At 50.5% G+C, this 19,166-nt stretch carries 12 protein-coding genes, 1 tRNA gene and 1 pseudogene; 5 read left to right on the top strand and 9 right to left on the bottom strand.

Features of this window, described 5'->3' with window-relative positions:
• Positions 1-39: 39 nt before the first annotated feature.
• The gene (locus JL719_RS14590; protein WP_033158109.1) at positions 40-462 is read right to left on the bottom strand and encodes a response regulator; all 423 of its coding nucleotides are present in this window, start codon (positions 460-462) and stop codon (positions 40-42) included.
• Positions 463-854: 392 nt separating this feature from the next.
• Here JL719_RS14590 and JL719_RS14595 point away from each other — a divergent pair.
• Positions 855-942: transfer RNA gene (locus tag JL719_RS14595), tRNA-Ser, on the top strand.
• Positions 943-1,016: 74 nt separating this feature from the next.
• On the opposite strand, the gene JL719_RS14600 is transcribed toward JL719_RS14595, so the two are convergent.
• The 5 genes from JL719_RS14600 to JL719_RS14620 all read right to left on the bottom strand — a co-directional run bounded on the left by JL719_RS14600 (position 1,017) and on the right by JL719_RS14620 (position 6,027).
• Positions 1,017-1,211, bottom strand: a complete 195-nt coding sequence (locus JL719_RS14600) for a hypothetical protein (protein WP_033158110.1) — start codon at positions 1,209-1,211, stop codon at positions 1,017-1,019.
• A 45-nt stretch (positions 1,212-1,256) separates the two neighbouring features.
• Positions 1,257-2,570: a YihY/virulence factor BrkB family protein gene (locus JL719_RS14605; protein WP_033158111.1), complete on the bottom strand. Its 1,314-nt coding sequence runs from the start codon at positions 2,568-2,570 to the stop codon at positions 1,257-1,259.
• Between the two features lie 269 nt (positions 2,571-2,839).
• A complete protein-coding gene (locus tag JL719_RS14610; protein WP_033158112.1) occupies positions 2,840-3,811 on the bottom strand; it encodes an ExeA family protein in 972 nt (323 codons plus the stop codon).
• Positions 3,801-5,447 (bottom strand): IS481 family transposase, encoded by a 1,647-nt coding sequence (locus JL719_RS14615; protein ID WP_201799051.1) that lies wholly within the window; start codon positions 5,445-5,447, stop codon positions 3,801-3,803. Before JL719_RS14615 ends, JL719_RS14610 begins: the two co-directional genes overlap by 11 nt.
• A 4-nt stretch (positions 5,448-5,451) precedes the next feature.
• Positions 5,452-6,027, bottom strand: a complete 576-nt coding sequence (locus tag JL719_RS14620; RefSeq protein ID WP_033158114.1) for a recombinase family protein — start codon at positions 6,025-6,027, stop codon at positions 5,452-5,454.
• A 510-nt stretch (positions 6,028-6,537) separates the two neighbouring features.
• Here JL719_RS14620 and JL719_RS14625 point away from each other — a divergent pair.
• Both JL719_RS14625 and JL719_RS14630 read left to right on the top strand, forming a co-directional pair.
• Positions 6,538-11,067: an RHS repeat-associated core domain-containing protein gene (locus JL719_RS14625; protein WP_084153374.1), complete on the top strand. Its 4,530-nt coding sequence runs from the start codon at positions 6,538-6,540 to the stop codon at positions 11,065-11,067.
• Complete coding sequence (locus JL719_RS14630; RefSeq protein ID WP_033158116.1) at positions 11,064-11,432, top strand: hypothetical protein; 369 nt, start codon at positions 11,064-11,066, stop codon at positions 11,430-11,432. The genes JL719_RS14625 and JL719_RS14630 overlap by 4 nt, the downstream gene beginning before the upstream one ends.
• A gap of 584 nt (positions 11,433-12,016) precedes the next feature.
• Here the strand turns inward: JL719_RS14630 and JL719_RS14635 are convergent.
• Positions 12,017-13,816 (bottom strand): ABC transporter transmembrane domain-containing protein, encoded by a 1,800-nt coding sequence (locus JL719_RS14635; RefSeq protein ID WP_051670260.1) that lies wholly within the window; start codon positions 13,814-13,816, stop codon positions 12,017-12,019.
• Between the two features lie 60 nt (positions 13,817-13,876).
• Between JL719_RS14635 and JL719_RS14640 the strand changes: the two are divergent.
• Both JL719_RS14640 and JL719_RS14645 read left to right on the top strand, forming a co-directional pair.
• A pseudogene (locus tag JL719_RS14640) lies at positions 13,877-14,023 on the top strand (transposase domain-containing protein); the annotation flags it as partial.
• Positions 14,024-14,134: 111 nt separating this feature from the next.
• The gene (locus JL719_RS14645; RefSeq protein WP_051670249.1) at positions 14,135-15,751 is read left to right on the top strand and encodes a methyl-accepting chemotaxis protein; all 1,617 of its coding nucleotides are present in this window, start codon (positions 14,135-14,137) and stop codon (positions 15,749-15,751) included.
• A 99-nt stretch (positions 15,752-15,850) separates the two neighbouring features.
• Here JL719_RS14645 and JL719_RS14650 read toward each other — a convergent pair whose 3' ends face one another.
• Complete coding sequence (locus JL719_RS14650) at positions 15,851-17,440, bottom strand: GTPase (protein WP_033158117.1); 1,590 nt, start codon at positions 17,438-17,440, stop codon at positions 15,851-15,853.
• The gene (locus JL719_RS14655) at positions 17,421-19,160 is read right to left on the bottom strand and encodes a GTPase (protein ID WP_033158118.1); all 1,740 of its coding nucleotides are present in this window, start codon (positions 19,158-19,160) and stop codon (positions 17,421-17,423) included. Before JL719_RS14655 ends, JL719_RS14650 begins: the two co-directional genes overlap by 20 nt.
• Positions 19,161-19,166 lie beyond the last annotated feature (6 nt).

Genomic DNA, 19,166 nt, shown 5'->3' on the forward strand with positions numbered 1-19,166 from the left:
CAAGGAAATAGTTAGATCAGCGTTGCTTGACCCCAACGATTATAGTCTGCCATAGCGTTTCCGATAGGTGGCTAGCTCCAAATGCAGTCTAACCCGAGCTAGAAGCAACTCAGGCACTACGGGCTTGAGTAAATAGTCGTCGGCGCCCAGCGCCATACCCTTGGCGTCGTCACCGACTTCGGCGGCCGCAGTCACAAAAATGACCGGGATTTCGGCCGTTGCCGGATCATCGCGCAGATATTCCAACACCTGGTATCCATCCATTTCCGGCATTTTTATATCCAGCAAAATCAAATCCGGAGCCGACGCGCGCCGGGCGATTTCCAAGGCTTTTTCACCGGAAGTAGCAGCCATCACCGCATAATCTTGCCGCAAAATATTCAGCAAGGTATGCAAGTTTTCGTGAACATCATCGACGATCAGAATTTTTGGTTTTTCGTTTGAAATACAAATATCGTTCATAGAGCTCCCCCGTTCACTCCGATAGGCCATCGACAAAATGTGAGTTCACTCTCCAGCAAACTCCTGCGCAAACTTAGACCACGATCCACTGAAGAGCAAAGTTCAACAGTTTATTTATCCGACAGAATATGGTTAACCGAGTACAACTAAGGGCTGATCGGGCGCTAAACCAATGACTAAACTGGATTGTCTTTTAGGGAAGTAACGCCCATGGGAAATTCAATGCCTAGGCCAATAACCGAGAAAATACTCGTCCGAATTGCAAAATAACCGTGTATCCATTATCCTAGTCGGGATTGGGTGGTCGCTATCACGGCGACAAAAGCAGATTAAGCTATGAAGCGATGAATTTCTGAAGCACTAAATCTGCTGATCAGCCCAAAAATGTATTAGGAGAGATGGCCGAGCGGTCGAAGGCGCACGCCTGGAAAGTGTGTATACGGCAACGTATCGAGGGTTCGAATCCCTCTTTCTCCGCCAACTTATAAGTTATTGAATAACAATAATTTTTTTGAAAAAGCCTCTTGTGTAACAGAGTTTGCTAAACAACCCTGTTACACAAGAGGCTTTTTTGTGGGGGCAATTTCCCCTATCTTTTTAACCGATGCAGCAACTACCTCAAAATTAACAGTCCTGCTCAGCATCAAGAAGCGCTCGCTCAACGCAACTGAAATTGTACGAAGCTTAAAGACTGAAAGCCAGTCATGCAGCGATTCCGCTTGCTTTGCAACTTGCGCTAAATGTTGCATTGGCTTTCAAATTAAAATTCTCAGCACTCAATTATATCGACTCTTTCAAATGTCTTTTAGCAGCTGATTACGCTCGGATGCTGCTATCAAACTCTTGAAGCTTTCGACCGCGTCGATCAGCAGCGGTTGCTGGTTGCTTTCCGGCAATTGGTTTTGCCCGCATTGCTCCAGTGCGTTGATCACAAAGCTGATGGTCAGGATATGAATGTCTATAGCCGGCAGATAGACCTCGTCGCTACCATCAGGTTCTTTCAGTTCGGCCAGCAGGTGGCTAAGCAGTAATTTCGCCAGCACTTCCTGAATGATCGCTATAGGTATGGCCAGCTTGCCGGCGATGTCGGCTGCACTTAAGGGAGTCTGCAACTGGCTAAAGTTTTTGACTATCAAATGCATGACTTGTAAAGCCACCAGTTTTTTCAGCGCAAAACTTAAATGGGCAAAGCGATTATTGTTTCGATAGGTTTGGTAGTTTTGGGTAAAAAAAGCCATCTCGCAACCAAACAAAACAATCATCCAGCAGCTTTGCAGCCAAACCACAAACAAGGGTAGCGCCGCAAAACTACCGTAAATGGCGTTATAACTCGACACGCCGATCTGCAAGCTTAAATACGCCCATTGCAACAAATGATAACTAACGCCCGTCACCACACCGGCGATAATGCCGGCGCGAACGTGTATTTTATGATTAGGCATAAAAATAAACGTAAAGGAAAACAAGGCAATCATCAGCAGCACCGGCGACAAACTCAGCGCTTTGACCACCAGCCAGCTGGCAAACGCCGGCAATTGCATGACGGTAATAAACCAAGTGATTTGCGTACTAACAAAGACGGTGATGCTGCTGGCGGCGATCAGCAACACCGGCGCCAACAACATCAGCGACAAATAGTCACTAAATTTGCGGCCCAACGACCGGCTCTTGCCGATTTTCCAGATGTAGTTGAAAGACTCTTCGATATTGCCTATCAAGCTGATCACGGTCCAAAACAGCACGACAATCCCTATCCCGGCCACCACTTCACCCTTGGCGCTTTCCAACAGGTTTTTGGCAAAACCGATTAGCTGCACCACTAGCGCATCTCGCTCCGGCATGCGCTGCAACAGTTCTTGCTCCAGCATGATTTCAAAGCCAAAGCCCTTGGCAATGCCAAACAACATGGCAATGACCGGCACTATCGACAAAATGCTGTACAAGGTTAAAGCGGAGGCACGTAGCTGACAAAGATCCAAACCAAAACTTTGCCAGGACAAAATAACGATTTTTAAATACTTGATCAGTTTTTCTTGAACATAAGGCAGATCTTGCTCGTGCAACAACCAAATATCGTCTCGGACAAACGTCATTAATTTGTGGTGCATGGCTGGACTTGGCGGGTGGCGGTAACTGGGAAGATAGAATCCGTTCTCCGCTGACAGTATAAATTGAAAAAGCCAAGTTGATGGCTATATGTAGCGGCTTGCAATCGAAAACGCGCAAACCAGCAATCAGCGCAATTTTCGACCAGAATTAAATGCAACTGACGAGCGCTCCAACCGAGATTATTTGCAACTGAACCTGCAATCGTTACCGCCGACCTGCAATCATCCGCCGTAAACCAGGATTATTTGCAACTAAAACCATAGTGAATTCAGATCGGTAATCCAGCCAGGCGCATCCGATCCCGTAGGTCGCTGGCACGGACCGGATCGAGCTGGTTGGCAAACAGTGCTTTGATTTCTGCCGATTTGGCGTCGAAGTTCTGCACCAATTCCCGCAGACCATAGCCTTGCCGGGTAATGGCGGCCTCCATATCGTCCAAATGCTTGGATAGCACCGTTTCGACCAATTCAGCATCTACCGGTAATTCGCCTGATTGATAACCGGCTTCAAAAGCCTGAGTGAGATGCCATTCAATCTGTAAGGCTGTCCGTAACCGGCTTGCCAAGAGGTCAATGGCATCGGCGGTCATCAATGCCTCTATCCCTTCCTGGCGTCCGGTACAGGTAGTGAGCAACCATCGAATGTATTCACGCTGGCTGCCAGTGATACCATCCAGTGAGAACATATCGGTACGTAAGCCGATTTCTTCCAATTTGGGGCGGCGCAAATCATTACGCAGCTTGGGCCAACCCGCAAGCACGACTGACAAGCATCCGCCATCGCTTTCAATTACTTCCATCAGCCGTTTGATGCCGGTTAGGGCCTCATCTTTCAGGGCATGGGCATCGTCGATAAATAAAGCCACCGGGCGTTTGCCCTTTTTGACCAACTCCTGTAATTCCCGTTCGCGGTCCTCTGATCGGGAAGGTACCCTGACCTTCTTTCCCGTGGAAAGATCGTAGAACAGCGCCGCCATCAGTGTGTTCAGTTTAACGTTGTGCTTTTCCACCGCTTGCGAGCGGGAGACGGTGACTTTATTCTCATCTTTCAATTGTTGCTGCAATCGGCGTAATGTGACGGTTTTGCCGCTACCGATGACGCCGTAGAGAACGATAATCCGGCCTTCATGGATAGCACCGCGAATATTCTTGAACAACTGGCTGTGATGTTCGGTTTCGTAGTAACCAGCTCGATTCAGGGGCTTGGTCAGTCCGTAATAATCCATCACTTCAACCCGCATGTTGCCCCCCTTGGATTTCTTGGCATCTAAAATATTCTCGAATACGTCCCAGCACAACGCTGCGTTCGAGAGTTTCAGCGAGCACGCTATCGATAAAATCGCGATCATTGGGCGTGAGCTTCGCTAACGGCTTCGCAATGTCATCAGCGATTGCCAGCTTAGCGGCAATCTTACTGGGATAATGATATTCCTGATGTTCGGCGCTGAAGGGATGCCGTGGCAAATCTTCCGGCGATGCTACCGGTTCTGTCAGCTGGAAATCGGTGTCACCGGTCAATGCGGCGATAGGCAGCCCAAGTTGATCGGCCAGTTGCCGGATGCGGTCGGCCTTTTCGTCGATTGCCGTTTTCTTGAACGCCCGATAGCGATTAAGGGGAATTGGGCCTGAAATAGGAGCATATGGCCCGGAGCGTTCGCCGTCGTATTCGACATAGAGTTCGGTGTCGAATAGCCCCCACAGCAGCAATACGGTTTCGCCGGCCAGTTCCGGCGCCACCTCATAGGCAGTGCCATCCACTGAAACTCGTGCATCGGGTCCGACCTTATGCCGCTCTGGTTCCCGAGCAAACCGGCAAAACTGTTCCCAGGAACACATTTCGCGAAAACCCTTTGCCGGCAAGTTGGCGAGCCAGTCTTCCAGCCGTGTGTGAGGTTCACTGCGGTGCGGCTTCCGGTTGTAGTCCAACAAATAGTTTTGCAACCACAAGTTGGCTTCGGCCTCATTCTGCGGCTGATGGAAATGATACAGGGTTTCATGTACCTCTTTCACGGTACGAAACGGCCGTTCAACTTTGCCGGTGGCACGCGCAGTGACGCGGCGGCCATCTTTGCCGGCTGGCATGTGCGTCTGCCAAACAATACCCAAGGCATCCATCACATTCTGGAATACCCGGCTCTTGGATACCGGGCCACAATCCATGTAGATCATGTCCGGAATGCCTTGAAACGGAAAATCCGGCATGTAGGGTTTGGGTGCCATGGCATTGAACAGAAACCGCAACGCAGATTCGGCATCTTCACCGTAGACACAACGATATTCCTCATACCCTACGCCACTGCGGTCATCGACGATGCTGTATAGCATCAGGGTTGGCGCACCTCGGCTGGGTTCTATCCACAATGGCGCTTTAACATGTTTAAGCTCGGAAGGCGACATATCAAATTGCCAGCAAGCGTTGCTTAATTCGGCCTGGAACCGCACCGCCGGCGGTTGTCGGGTCAATCGCGGTTGATCGAGTTTCCAGTAGCTCAGGTAATAATTTACTGTACTGGCACTTAATAAACCTTGGGGAACACGGATCAATCCTTGCGGGGTTTCTAAGCCATATTTTTCCATCAGTTCGATGGCCCGGCGAGTTGAAACATGGCGGCCCTTCTTGTTAGTCGTGCGCAGTTTTAATGCCGCGATGAGTTCGCAGTAGTGTTCCAGTTCTGCTTTCGGTAGCACCCGTGGTTTGCCGCGGTCGCCGCGTTGGGCAGCCTTGGGCTTGTGTAAATCGCGGAGTGCGCGATAAACCGTGTCGGTGGAAACGGCGTAGAGTTCGGCGATGGATTTGACCTGGGCAGCTCGTTCCGGACTTTTTGGGGGTAATCGATCCAGCCGTTGGCGCAATGCCAACAGCGAGTCAGTTGGAATCGGGCTATGCCGCGTCGCGGGCATTGACACCCTGCTCCGCAAGATAGTTATACAGGGTGCTTTTGGAAATCCCCATAATTTGGCAGATTTCCACGATGCTATGCTGGCGTTCCTTATAAAGGCGTAACGCTAGTTCACGTTTTTTCGGATCAAGTAGCTTTGGCCGTCCACCTTGCCGGCCTCGCGCTCGCGCTGCCGACAATCCCGCCTGGGTGCGTTCGCGAATGAGGTTGCGTTCGAACTCAGCCAAAGCGCCGAATAGATGAAACACCAGACGCCCACCGCTGGTGGTGGTATCAATATTCTCTTGCAGGCTCCGGAGTCCGATGCCTTGCTGTTCCAGTTTTTCAACTAAGTGGATCAGGTGTTTCAAGGAGCGCCCCAGTCGATCAAGACGCCACACCACCAGCGTGTCGCCTGAGCGGGCCATTTCCATGACTCCGGTCAAGCCGAGGCGGTCTGTGCTCGCACCGCTTTGCTGATCGGTGTAAATCTTTTCGCAACCCGCCTTTTCAAGTGCGTCCCGTTGCAAGTCCAGATTCTGGTCATCGGTGGATACCCTGGCATAACCAATCAACATTTTTTGTTTGTCCTCTAGTCCAATAAGTCTCAAGGTCAGAGTATATCTGGAATTTGTTTTGTGGAATAGATTTATGGACTCTGGAAGCCTTATAAAACGGCGTCAGGAAGTGGAAAATTGAAAATTCCAGAAAACGGACGTATTCTGGACTGGGAATGTTTCTAAGTCGGTGTCAGCTTCATCTTTTACATTAAGACGACGTAACCCGCTTAGCGCGATAGTCAATTAGCTATTTTGTTTTTCGGTAAATTTTTAGAATGTTTATCGATGTTTTTTTGTTGTTTGTTGGGCTAGCTGAAGCGCTGATCCAATTAGATGTAGATTCGGTCACAAAATAAACACTAGCATGCACCCTCTTTCTTTTAGGCGACTCCTTTACATCTATACTCAGCTGACAAAACAATCTGATCGTAGTTCACTTCGTTTTTTACAGTGGTTCGATAGGCCTGGATCCCTTCTTTTTAGAGTCTGACATGGCTATTTGTCTAATTTTGGTTTTAAAAACCTGTGATGCCACAATCTATTAAACAAATTAAATATGAGAACGCACGCATAGTTGATGCGTATGAATCTACTTTGATGTGGGAAAAGCCCAATAATATGCCTAGAATAAATTACCGAATCTTATTTATATATTGGTTTGCTTTTTCTGCATTTTATTCATTCTTTAATGATGCTCAAGCAGGCTGGATAGTTAATTCAAAACTCGGATGTTTTGAAACAAAACCGCTGGCACTAAATGTATATTTTTCCTATGAAAACCCAGATAGTATTAGTAGTCCAGGGACCATTTGTTATCGAGATTCATGCTCCAACAATGGCCAGAGTACCGGATACAATTGTTCAGGTCACTGCACCTATATCTCCACAGGCGGCTCTGTTTATTTTTCGTGGTCAGGGACATATGCCGCTTGCTCAAACCCCATAGACAAAGCGAAGAATGGCGGTGGTGATAATTGCTTGGTGATGACACCCAACCCTGTTAATTCAGCGACTGGAAACAAATATTGGAAAGAGGTCGACTATAAAAATGCATCTGGTGATTTGTCCTTCACCAGAACATATAACTCTGATGGGATTTCATTGTTATCGGTGAATGGCTATAACTGGATCAATGAATTCGACTCACAGATTCTGCTTTCAACTAACAATGGCGTATCGACAGCTGTTGTTTACCGTCCCGATGGGCGTTATTTTCGGTTTACCAAATCGGATACGCTTTGGATTTCAGATTCAGACGTTATACTGAAATTGGAACAACTTTATTCAGGTACAACTTTTAATGGATGGCAGATCAAAAACTCGAACGACGACTTGGAAATTTATGACGTCAAAGGTAAGTTAATTAAAATTCAAAAGTCCAATGGCCGTTTTAAAACCTTAACGTATAGTAATAGCTCAACATCCGTTACCGTTGCTCCTAAACCTGATTTGTTAATTAAAGTCACCGACAGCTTTGGTAACAGCATAAACTTCACTTATTATGCAACCGGCCAAATGGCAACGCTTAGCGATCCGGCCGGGAATGTCTACCAGTATAGTTATACTAGTTCCGATAACCTTAAAGAAGTGATTTATCCTGGTGTTTTACCTAACAATCCGAGAAAACTCTATATTTACGGCGGAGATACCGGCGAAAGCATCAACACTAGCGGTACTAGCCAGCCGCATGCTCTAACCGGTATTTTTGATGAAAAGGGAGTGCGCTATGCTACCTACAAATACGATGTAAATGGGAAGGTAATTAGAACTGAGCATGCAGGAGGAGTCGATCAATATAATCTGCAATATGCTTTAGATGAACGTAGCTCAAGTATTACAGATCCTTTAGGTACTGTCCGGTCCAGCCATTTCACCGCTAGTTTGGGGGTCTTAAAAAGCACGGGGTCTAACCAGCCAGCCGGGGCGGGTTGTCCTGCTTCGGGTAGTGCATTGAACTACGACATTAATGGCAACATTGCCAGCCGAGCCGACTTTAACGGCAACCTAAGTTGTCATGCCTATGACCTGAACCGCAACCTGGAAACCACTCTCATAGAGGGCGTGGCTTCGGCTGGAAACTGTCCGGCCAATGCATCGGCCTACGTCCCAACGGCAACATCCAACGAACGCAAAGTCAGCCGAGCGTGGCACCCCGACTGGCGGCTAGAAACTCAGCGTGCCGAACCCTATAAACTCACCACCTGGGTTTACAATGGTCAGCCCGATCCTAGTAACGGAAACGCTATCGCCAGTTGCGCGCCCACTTCGGCGACACTTTCAAACGGGAAGCCCCTTGCCGTATTGTGTAAGGCTATCGAGCAAGCCACTACCGATGCCAACGGTGCGCTGGGTTTGGCTGCAACGGCAACGGGCGACTCGCGTGTATGGCGCTACACCTACAACAATCTCGGCCAAGTCCTGACAGTCGATGGCCCGCGCACCGATGCCAACGACATCACTACCTATAGCTATTATTCGGACAGAACGGCCAGCCACAAACCCGGTGACTTAAATACCGTTACCAACGCTCTGAGCCATGTTACAACCTTTAATAATTACGACGCCAACGGCCGACCGTTGACTATGACCGATCCCAACGGCTTGGTGGTCAACCTAAGCTACGACGCTAGAGGCCGACTCACGCAAAGAACCGTGGACGGTAACACTACTCAATACACCTACGATGCCATCGGCAATCTGACCAAAGTTACCCGTCCCACCGGAGTTTACGTCACCTACAGCTATGATGCGGCTCATAGGCTGACCGACATTACCGACGCCCTAGGCGGTAAGATCCACTACACCTTGGATGCAATCGGCAATCGCATCAAAGAAGACATTCTTGATAGCAGCGGTAACATCGTCAAAACCCATAGTCGCGTCTACGATGCCTTGAATCGTCTAGCCCAGGACATCGGCGCCTACAACCAAACCACCCACTATCAATACGACGCCAACGGCAACCTGACCAAAATCATCGATGCTAACGGTCACGCCACTCAGCATCAATACGATAGTCTGGACCGACTGATTCGCACCACCGACGCGCTGGCCGGCTTGACCGATTACCAATACAACGGCCAAGACCGCCTCACCCAAGTCACGGACGCCAACAACCACAGTACGCTCTATAGCTACAACGGCTTGGGTGATCTAACCCAACTGGAAAGCCCCAATACCGGCATCACCCAATACAGCTACGACAGCGCCGGTAATCTGTTGCAAAAAACCGATGCCGGCAACATATCGGCCACCTACAGCTACGATGCCCTCAATCGCCTGCTAGGCATTGATTATCCGGGGACGGAGGCGGATGTCGTCAATCTCTACGATGGCGGTACGACGAACTTAGCCAACCAAAAAGGCCGGCTAAGCAATACCCGTCGTGGCGACATTGACACCACACAACGTTTTGATTTACGTGGCAACCTTGTTGGCCGTAGCGTAAAAGCCACCGGTACCAATACGTTGATTAGCGACATAAGCTATCACTACAGTGCCGATAATCAGCTCACGGAAACCCAGCCTAGCGCTAGCCGCAGCATCCAAAACGTCTATGACGGTGCAGGCCAAGTGCAGCAGGTACAAGTAGTGGATGTGGTGTCCGGCATCACAACGACACGCGTGTTGGCAGATGCAGTTAATCATTTGCCATTCGGGCCGGTTACGAGCTTGAATTATGGCAATGGCTTGATGTTAGATCGCAGTTACGACCTGGATTATCGGTTGACCGCGCAAAGCGTGGGCATCCTACAAAATATCAACTACGGCTACGATAATGCCGGCAACCTGCAAACACTGACTGACAACCTCAATGCCGCCAACAGCCAGACCTACACCTATGACCCACTCGACCGAATATTAACTGTCAGCGGCACCCAGCCATTGAGCTACAGCTACGACGCTGTTGGCAACCGCAGCATCGCATTACGCGGCCAGGCGCAAACCGACTACCACTACGACCTGAGCAGCCAAAAACTGTTGTCGCTCACCGGCACACCCACCATCAGCCTCAGCCATACCCCACAAGGCCATGTCAGCCAAGTTGGCAACCACACCTTGAACTATGCCGCCGATCAACGCCTAACCAGCGTCGCACAAGGCAACACCAGCCTCGGCAGCTACCGCTACGACGCCTTCGGTCACCGCATCGGCAAAACCACGGCGTTGAACAGCACATACTACGGCTACGATCAGCAAGACCAAATGATCAGCGAAAGCCTGGGCGGCAGCACGCAACAGACCGTCTACCTCGACGGCCAACCCTTGGCGCGCATCGACGGCAACAACGCAACCAGTCCGATCGTCTACTTTCACAACCACCACCTGGGCGCACCGCAAACCGTCAGTGACCAAACCCAACAAAGCGTCTGGAATGCCCAGTTAGACCCATTCGGCCAAGTCACCACCGTCAACCCCAACATTACCCAAAACCTCCGCTTCCCAGGCCAATACTATGATCAGGAAACCGGTTGGCATTACAACTACCACCGCTATTATCAGCCCGACCTTGGCCGGTATTTGCAGAGTGATCCGATTGGCTTGACGGGGGGCATTAATACCTATCCTTATGCCCTCAACAACCCGCTGAAGTACATCGATCCGAAAGGATTAACTTCACTTTATTATGATACGGCTTCTCAAATACTTTCTGTTTATCCTGAGCAGCCTAGTCAATCTTCATACTTTTTAACAGCAACGTCAGGACGGCCGGATTGCATTGGCTGCGATGCATCGACGCCAAACAAAGGCGCAATTCCAAGCGGTAATTACACGTTAAACGCTCAAGATATTTCTAACCCTAATGCTATTGGCGATTTAATTAGAAACTTACCCGGTGTTGGAGCCGACTGGGGCGATTGGCGAGGGCCATTAACTCCAAATAGAGGAACTAACACATTTGGTCGTTCCGGTTTCTTCTTGCATGGTGGAAGTATTAAAGGTTCTGCCGGTTGTGTTGATGTTGGTGGCGGTGTGTTCGGAAACTCATCAACAAATCAGTTACTGAATGATATTAAGAAAGACCCTGACGGCATTATTCCACTGATTGTCAAATGAATATAAAACAGAAAATTTTGTGTATGACCTTCGGTTGTTATCCAATGATAGCTTTTGCCGAAGTCTCTGATAAAGTTCAATCTATTCCATCCGCTTTGTTTTTAGGGGTTTTAGTTGGGTGTGGAATGATCTTTTTAGGGCGATTCCGATGGTGGCTAAATGTTTTTTTGCTTCCTATTCCGATTCTGTTAATTGCAGAGAACATTTCGCTTTGGAACGAAATAGCAATGCGTGAAGCGATAATTCACGAGCAAGGTTTGATTTACTTTGGAACACTGGGAATACAAGATTTTTTTATACTAACTGGTGCAATTGTTGGCATTTTTTTGGGCTATAAAAGATCGAAAGAACAACCCACTTCATAACTAACATTAAAGCCGTTAGGCGGAACCTGTCATGGGTTCCGCCGACTGCTACGGCCTTACATGCGCATAGACAGCCCAAGCCCTTTATTCACTGTCAAGGTTTTAACCTTGCCGACTGGGCTATCGGCCGCCGAAAGCCCAAGATCGCTAACGGCTGCATACTGTCCGAGCCGCTGCCGTTTCTCAAGCTCCAGAGCCTCGATCTCACGCTGTAACCCCTCTTTTTTTACCAGTAAGAGAGCGTTATCTGTTGTGAGGTTGGCGAACCTGGTCTATTGACGCTGTACCGTGTCTGAAGCTGACGCTGCCGCTTCTCGTGGTACAGTATGAACTCGCGCCCAATCTGTGCTTTAGCGGGGCAACACAGTTGCAAATAATCCTGGTTTGCGACGGATGATTGCAAGTCTGAGCAGATGATTGCAGGTTCAGTTGCAAATAATCTCGGTTTGAACGACCGTCAGTTGCATTTAATTCCGGTCGAAAATTACGCTGATTGCTGGTTTGCGCTTTTTCGATTGCAAGCCGCTACAGCTATACATCTTCTACCGCAACAGATTCGCCCCAGGCATTAGGCGTATGCAGACTTATTGCACATCGAACTGTAGATTCGCCAGCCTAGCATAGAGTCCGCTTTGTTTGCGCAAATCCTCGGGCGAGCCGGTTTCGACGATGCGGCCTTGATCCAACACCACGATGCGGCTGACCTTATTCACGGTGGCCAAACGGTGCGCAATAATCAGGGTGGTACGACCCTGCATGGCGGCATTTAAACCCCGTTGTACCAATACTTCCGATTCTGCATCCAGCGCGCTGGTCGCCTCGTCCAGCAACAACAGCGGAGCGTTTTTCAGAATGGCCCGAGCAATGGCGATGCGCTGTCTTTGCCCACCGGATAAACGTGTACCGCGCTCGCCGAGAAAAGTTTGGTAGCTGTCCGGCAAGCGGTCGATGAACTCCGCCACCTGTGCCAATTGCCCGGCCGCAATAACTTCCTCGTCGCTGGCGTCGGGCCTGCCGTAACGAATATTCTCCAGCGCGGTGGTCGAGAAAATCACAGCATCCTGCGGCACAATGGCAATTTTGCCGCGCAGTTCCTGTAAGGATAGGTGACGAATATCCTGACCGTTAAGGCGGATGGTACCGTGCGTTACATCGTAAAAACGTAACAGCAATTGAAACAACGTGGTCTTGCCGGCACCGGACGGGCCGATAAAAGCGACGCTCTCCCCTGCCGAGATACTTAAATCGATTCTATCCAGTGCGGCGGCTTGCAAGCGCGACGGGTAACTGAAGCTGACTTGCTGAAATTCAATCGCCGCTGTATCGCCATTTACCAAAGGCTGAGGTGTAGCAGCATCAATGATTGCCGGTTGGGCATATAGCAGTTCCAGCAAGCGCCCGGTTGCGCCGGTCGCCCGCATCACGTCACCCCAGACCTCGGCTATGGTGCTGATCCCGCCGGACACCAGCGTGGCATATAGCACGAAAGAAGCCAGTTGCCCGCCGGTCATAACACCCGCGTTGACCTGGTTGGCACCTATCCACAATACGAAAATAATGGAACCCATCACGGCCGTGATGACAACAACCGTTAACGCGGAACGAAACCGGCTGCGACGGACAGCTGTCATAAAACTGATTTCGGCGCGCTCACTAAAGCGCGCTGCTTCACGGCCTTCCTGGGTATAGGCTTGGACCGTAGGTACCGCATTGAGGATCTCGCCGGCCAGCGCCGAGGCATCGGCGATCTTATCCTGCGACTCCCGCGACAGCTTTTTTACTTTCCGGCCCATTGCCAAAATCGGCAAGGTCAGCAAGATCATTAAGCCCAATATCAATGAGAACAGATGCAGACTGGTCACCGCCAACATAATCATGCCGCCGATAAACTGGAATACGCTGCGTAAGCCCATGGAAATCGAACTGCCCACCACAGTCTGAATCAGCGTGGTATCGCCGGTCAGTCGTGACAAAACTTCCCCGGTTTGCAAGGTTTCGAAAAACTGCGGAGACTGCGCCAAGACCCGTTCGTAAACCGCGCTACGCAAATCCGCGGTCACCCGTTCGCCAACCCAACTGACCGTGTAATAACGTGCCGCTATCGTCACCGCCCACAGGCAGGCTAAGGCAAATAGCGCCAGAAAATGTCCATCAATGCTCAGCGCGCCTAACAACCCACCCTGCTCTGCCCGTCGCTGACCAAAGCCAAAATCAATCAGATCGCGGAACGCCAAAGGTACTAACAGAATCGTCGCCGAGCCGAGACACAATAGGCAAAAGGCTAACAGCATTCTAGCGCGATAGGGACGGATAAACGGCCATAACGCCTTTAATGTCGATATTTTTCGGGTGGGATCGGTTTGCTTAGAACGGGAGAAAGGCATATCAATACCTCGTGGAGAACCTTGGCGCGAAAATGCATCGCTTAAAAAAAAAACCGCTAAGTCTTTCGGCTGATCGAAACCTGCAAAGCCAACCAAATCGAACCTTACACCTATCTGGCGGCGTTTTTCCGTCAGTTGCCCCTGGCCAAAACCGTCGAAGACTTTGAGGCATTGCTGCCCTGGCACTGCGCCAATCCAACGGCCTAACCAAATCGCACGGCTTTGTAGAAAAATTCAATGGCGTGGTTTATAGGGCGCTTAGATTTCTTCTACAATTTCTACTCAACTTTCACGTTATTAATACAGAGGGGAATGTGTATGCTAAATCGTTTTTCGATAGCCGCCAAACTTCAACTGATGTCTTGGTTTGCGTCGCTACTGCTGGCCGGCCTGGCGTTACTTGGCTATCACGCCTTAGATTATGTCGGAGATGCAGCACACCGTATGGGACAAGGAAAAGATATTGTCGCAGACATTCTACCGCCCCCTTTATTTCTGGTTGAAGCTCAGTTAATGGCCGAACAGCTTTACCATGACAAAGATAAAGAACCGAAATATGTGCGATTAAAAGAACTGAAAATCGAGTATGACACCCGCAATCGCTATTGGGAGTCCACACAGGGTATTCCCGCCCAACTAAAACAAGCCATATTGGGCGCGCAACGCGAACAAGCTGATCAGTGGTGGAAAGAATTGGAGGAACGCTATATTCCAGCAATCAAGGAAGGTGATCTAAAAACAATGGACCTGGCGATGGAACGCCTGGATCAACAGTACGAACGACATCACGAAGCATTGGAAGAAACCGTCAAAATTTCCAACCGATATTCCAATGAAACCTTGGCAAACCTTAACCAAACCGTCGACAGCACAACCTGGTATCTGGTCGGACTGGCATTACTGGGCGCAATAGCTTTCGTGATAATGGCCTACGTGATTATTCACCAAATCCGTTACAGCCTTGATCAAGCGGAAAAAGTCACTGGGGCTATCGCCGCCGGCGACCTGACGGTGGTAATCCCCGATGCAGGCGACGATGAAATCGGACAACTTCTCAGAAAGTTAGCGGAGATGCGCAAGAACTTACACAATCTAATCTCCGATATGCACAACGGCGTATTCCAACTTAATCGATATTCGGCGGACCTGTTAGAGGCCGCCGCGCAAGAATCGATTATCGCCAATAACGGTTACGAGGCAGCTTGCAGCATGGCGGCCACTATCGAACAGCTCTCGGTATCGCTCGAACAAGTCAACGGTAATGCGCTGGACGCCAAGCAGGTTGCGTTCGAATCAGGACAGCGCGCCGAGTCATCCACAAAAGTCATTAGCTCCACCGCCAAAGAGATGCAAAAAATTTCAGCCATTGTTGTAAATGCGGCCGACTACATTCGCAATCTGGAAGCAATCAGCTCGGAAATAACCAGTATTGTTGATGTGATTCACGGTGTCGCCGAACAAACCAATCTGCTTGCTCTGAACGCCGCGATTGAAGCCGCTCGAGCCGGCGAGTACGGCCGAGGTTTCGCAGTGGTTGCAGACGAAGTAAGAACCCTTGCCGAGCGCACCAGCACATCCAGCGGTGAAATTAAATTAATGGTGGAAAAAATTCGTCAAGCCTCCAAAGCCGCCGTGCAGGCTATGGAAAGTGGTGTAACCGGCGTTGAATCCGGCGTGGCGCTTTCCAGCCAGGCGGGCCAATCGGTCAACGAAATTCTCGATGCCCAATACCGCGTCACATTGTCGGTAGACGGGATTAGTGGCGCACTGGGCCAGCAATCGGCTGCTACACGCGATATGGCTGATCGGGTGGAACAGATCTCGCAAAATGCCAATTCGCTGGCTAAAACTGTAGAGAAAACCAAGCAAAGCGCGGAACAATTGGCACAACAGGCGGCAAGCCTAGATAAGTTGGCAGCACGATTCAAATTGTAAGAAGACTGTGCTTTTCAGACGCAAACTTAAAATTTATCCAAGCTTGGGGCACTTGAATGCACGTTAATCTTAGCCTGCAAAACCTCAAACTGAAGAATCTCACTTAAGCAACAATACCCGTCCCAGGAGGCTTCCATTTTCCAGAGCCATCGTTGGCCCGGCACCGCAACGCTCGATCAACCCTGCAAGTTGCTGCCCCAGCACTTCATGCCGTTGTTGTTCGCCCAACATCGCCTGCTTGATCTCCGCCCTCACTTCCGCCAAAGCTTGCTGTAAACCTTTCTGTAAGCCTTTCAAAGCCGCTTTCTGCAAAGACGGCTGGATTTTTTTGTGCAGGAAAAACGGAATAAGCCAACTTAGCCCAATCAGCAACACGCTATGCACCGCAAAGTCAGTACCCAAATAAGCAGTGGCATTGGCGTCGGCGGCACTGTGGTAGTAGCCGGAGAATACTTGATAGCCCACTGCGCCCATCGCCGCCAGAGGCAAGACCGTTTCGCAGATCGCGGTGAATCTCAGCATAAAACGCTGAGCGCCGTTGCCGGGCTGCAATAAAGCCTGTCGGCCAGCCAGTTCAGTTTGAGCGGTGAGGTTTTTCTCGGTATTGTCGCGGATGCCTTGCAGAGCATTTTTTAAAGGTTTACTGGGAATATTGGCTTGCGCGGCTTGCAACACCAATTCGTCCAGCAAATCGTTCAGGCGATTCTGCGCCCAGTCGTCCCACAATTTGATGTCTGCTGCTTGGCCCAGGTTCTCCGCCCAGAATTGCGCGAGTTGTTTGATCGGCCAGGCCAGACCTTGTTGCAAGCTGGCTTCGGTATGCTGCCATAGTGCATCAAAGTTCTGCTGTAATTGCGCGTAGTTTTCCGCGGAAAAATCCTCGGCCAGTTGTTGCAAGGTCTGCTTTAGGTGCTGGCGGCGTAATTGTTCGCCGCGCTGCTCCAATTGGGCGACGCTATGCTGTCCAGAGAGTTGCCGCAACTGCTCCAGCAATGCGGCGAACTCGTCGCCGTCCGGTTCGCTGCAACTGGTGCGAAAGATTAAGGGATCGGTAAAACCGGCCTTACCCAGCTGCTGTTTAAAATCGTCGTATTGCACCGGCTGGCCACGATCCCACTGATTCATCACAAACAGCCAGGCGTGTTTCGCACCTTCCGCCAGCAGCAGTTGCCAGGCTTTGTTATCGCGGTAGCGCTCGGGGCTGACTACATAGAGTAAAGCGTCGATATGCGGCAGCCATTCCAGTACCAAACGTTTGTTGCCGAGTTCAACGCTGTCGAAATCCGGCATATCAATCCAGACGATATGGCTGTTTGCCGCATCGTTGTGCTGGCTGATCTTGATGCTGTCCAAGGGCAGGCCGACCGGCAATTTATTAATCGCCAGGCTTTGATGGTGATACAAGGTCACCTCCCGCGAGGTGGGCCGCTCGATGCCGGCCCGGGCAATGGCTTGCCCCGCCAGACGATTCAACAAACTGCTTTTACCGACGCCGGTGCCGCCCATAAAGGCAACAATCAAAGGTCTGCAATCCGGATCGGATTGACTCGCGGCAAATAGGCTTTCCGTACTGCGTGCGTCTATAGTGGTCAATAATTGCGCCCGCTCCGCGCTCAATCGGCCTTCGGCTTGCGCGGCTGCGGCCCATTGCTGGGCTTGGGTCAGCAATTCAGAGTAATCGTAAGCCATGTTTCTTCTCTTTCAGCGCCTGCTCCGCGGCGTGGCATTGTTGTTCGGAGATATTAAAACGGGTGGGCGACAGCACGCCTTGCGGCAACAAATACAGCCGCTGTTTCAGGCAGGTCTCAAACAATGCCGTCTTCACGGTATTGAGCTGATGCTGCTTTAATTCGGCTTCGACCTTATGCATATAACTACCGATGGCGCTTTCCGCCAACAAGGAAGTCATGGTCAGCATCAAGGGCGTGAGCACCAAATCGTGGACGCCGATGCCACCGGCCTGAATAGCCAGCAATAAGGCGCCGGCATCGGTGGTAACCCGGGTGGCGCGCAGGCTGTTCAAAATCATCGGCTGTTCTTGCAGCTTTACGTATAAACGTTGCGCCGAGGCTTCCACATCTTGTTGAAAATCGCTGTGATAGTCCATCACTGCTTGTCTGTAAATCTGTAATAAATCGCCGCGTTTTTGTCTCAGCGCCATCGCGGTTTCTTTCCACCAGCGACTATCGGCCGGCTCGGTTTCGGTCTTTTCCAGCAAGCGGTCGGCGATCTGGATCAAGAGATGTTCGCCTAACTGATTCAACACCCCGAGTTCCTGATTGGGATTGATAGGCGTGCCGCCGCCCCACGCGAATAATTTACGAAACGGCCAGGTCATGGCCCGCCGGGTCTTGCCTAGCGCTTTGGCGATGCCGGGGATTTCCAGCAAGGTGAGCAAATTTAATAAAGCGTTTTGGAAGGTTTCGTAATGATGCGGATGGTTGAGATAATCGCGCTGGTACTCCTTAACCGCTTGCGCCAACGCTTGATCGACCAGGGTTTGCCAATGATGCTGGGCATGGTGTTCGGCAAACACCGGTTCTAGCCAGTCCAGCCAATAGCGGCTGATTAATTGCTGCTGGCGAGCAACATGTTTGTGACGGGTGACTTTTTTCGCCAGTTCGTTAAAGGCATGCGAGGCCGATTGCGGCCAGTTCGGCACCGCTGGGGCTTTTTGGAATAACAAGGGCACCAGAGTAGGTAAAGGATCGTGACGGGTCTGCAGCCACTTTTGCCGCAACGAATCCAAAATCACCTGCTCGCTGCCCTCATTGAGTTTATTGACGCAAATCAGGGTTGGCTGCTGGAAAACCTCGATGGCTTTCATCATTTCCCACACCGATTGATCGGCGTATTTTTCTTTACTCACCACCAGAACCACGATATCGGCCAAGGCAATCGTGCGGATCACGCCTTCCCGATAGTCGGCGGCGTCTATCGAATCGAAATCAGGCGTATCCCAGCAGACGCAAGCCGGTAACAAGGCCGAGGCGCCGGGGCTTGGACTCAAGGAATAGCAATCGTATCTTCCCGGCCGCAGCTCTGTTTGCTCCAAACGTTGAAAGCGGCCGAAATAATGTTGCATGCCATCGCAGTCGTCGGGCGTCAGGCCGTGGCAAAAGCCTTGGGCCTGTACCGTGTAACCGGCCAGCGGACTCACACCGGCGGCGTTGGCATCTAACAGCAGATTAACGACGGAACTTTTACCGGCCTGCGTTGGCCCGATGACGGCGATTTGCAGCGGAAAACCGGGATTGTTGTCGAGCAGCTCGCCTTTGCGAATAAAGGCTTCGCCGTGTAACAATTGTTCTATACGCTGCTGATAATCCAGGTACTGGGGATTTTTTTTATCCAGCTGCTGTAGCACAGTTTGGTAACGCTGTTTGAGAAGTTGGATAAATTCCAGCATGTGGTA

The sequence above is a fragment of the Methylomonas sp. LW13 genome (genome assembly GCF_016865255.1).
Classification (GTDB): domain Bacteria; phylum Pseudomonadota; class Gammaproteobacteria; order Methylococcales; family Methylomonadaceae; genus Methylomonas.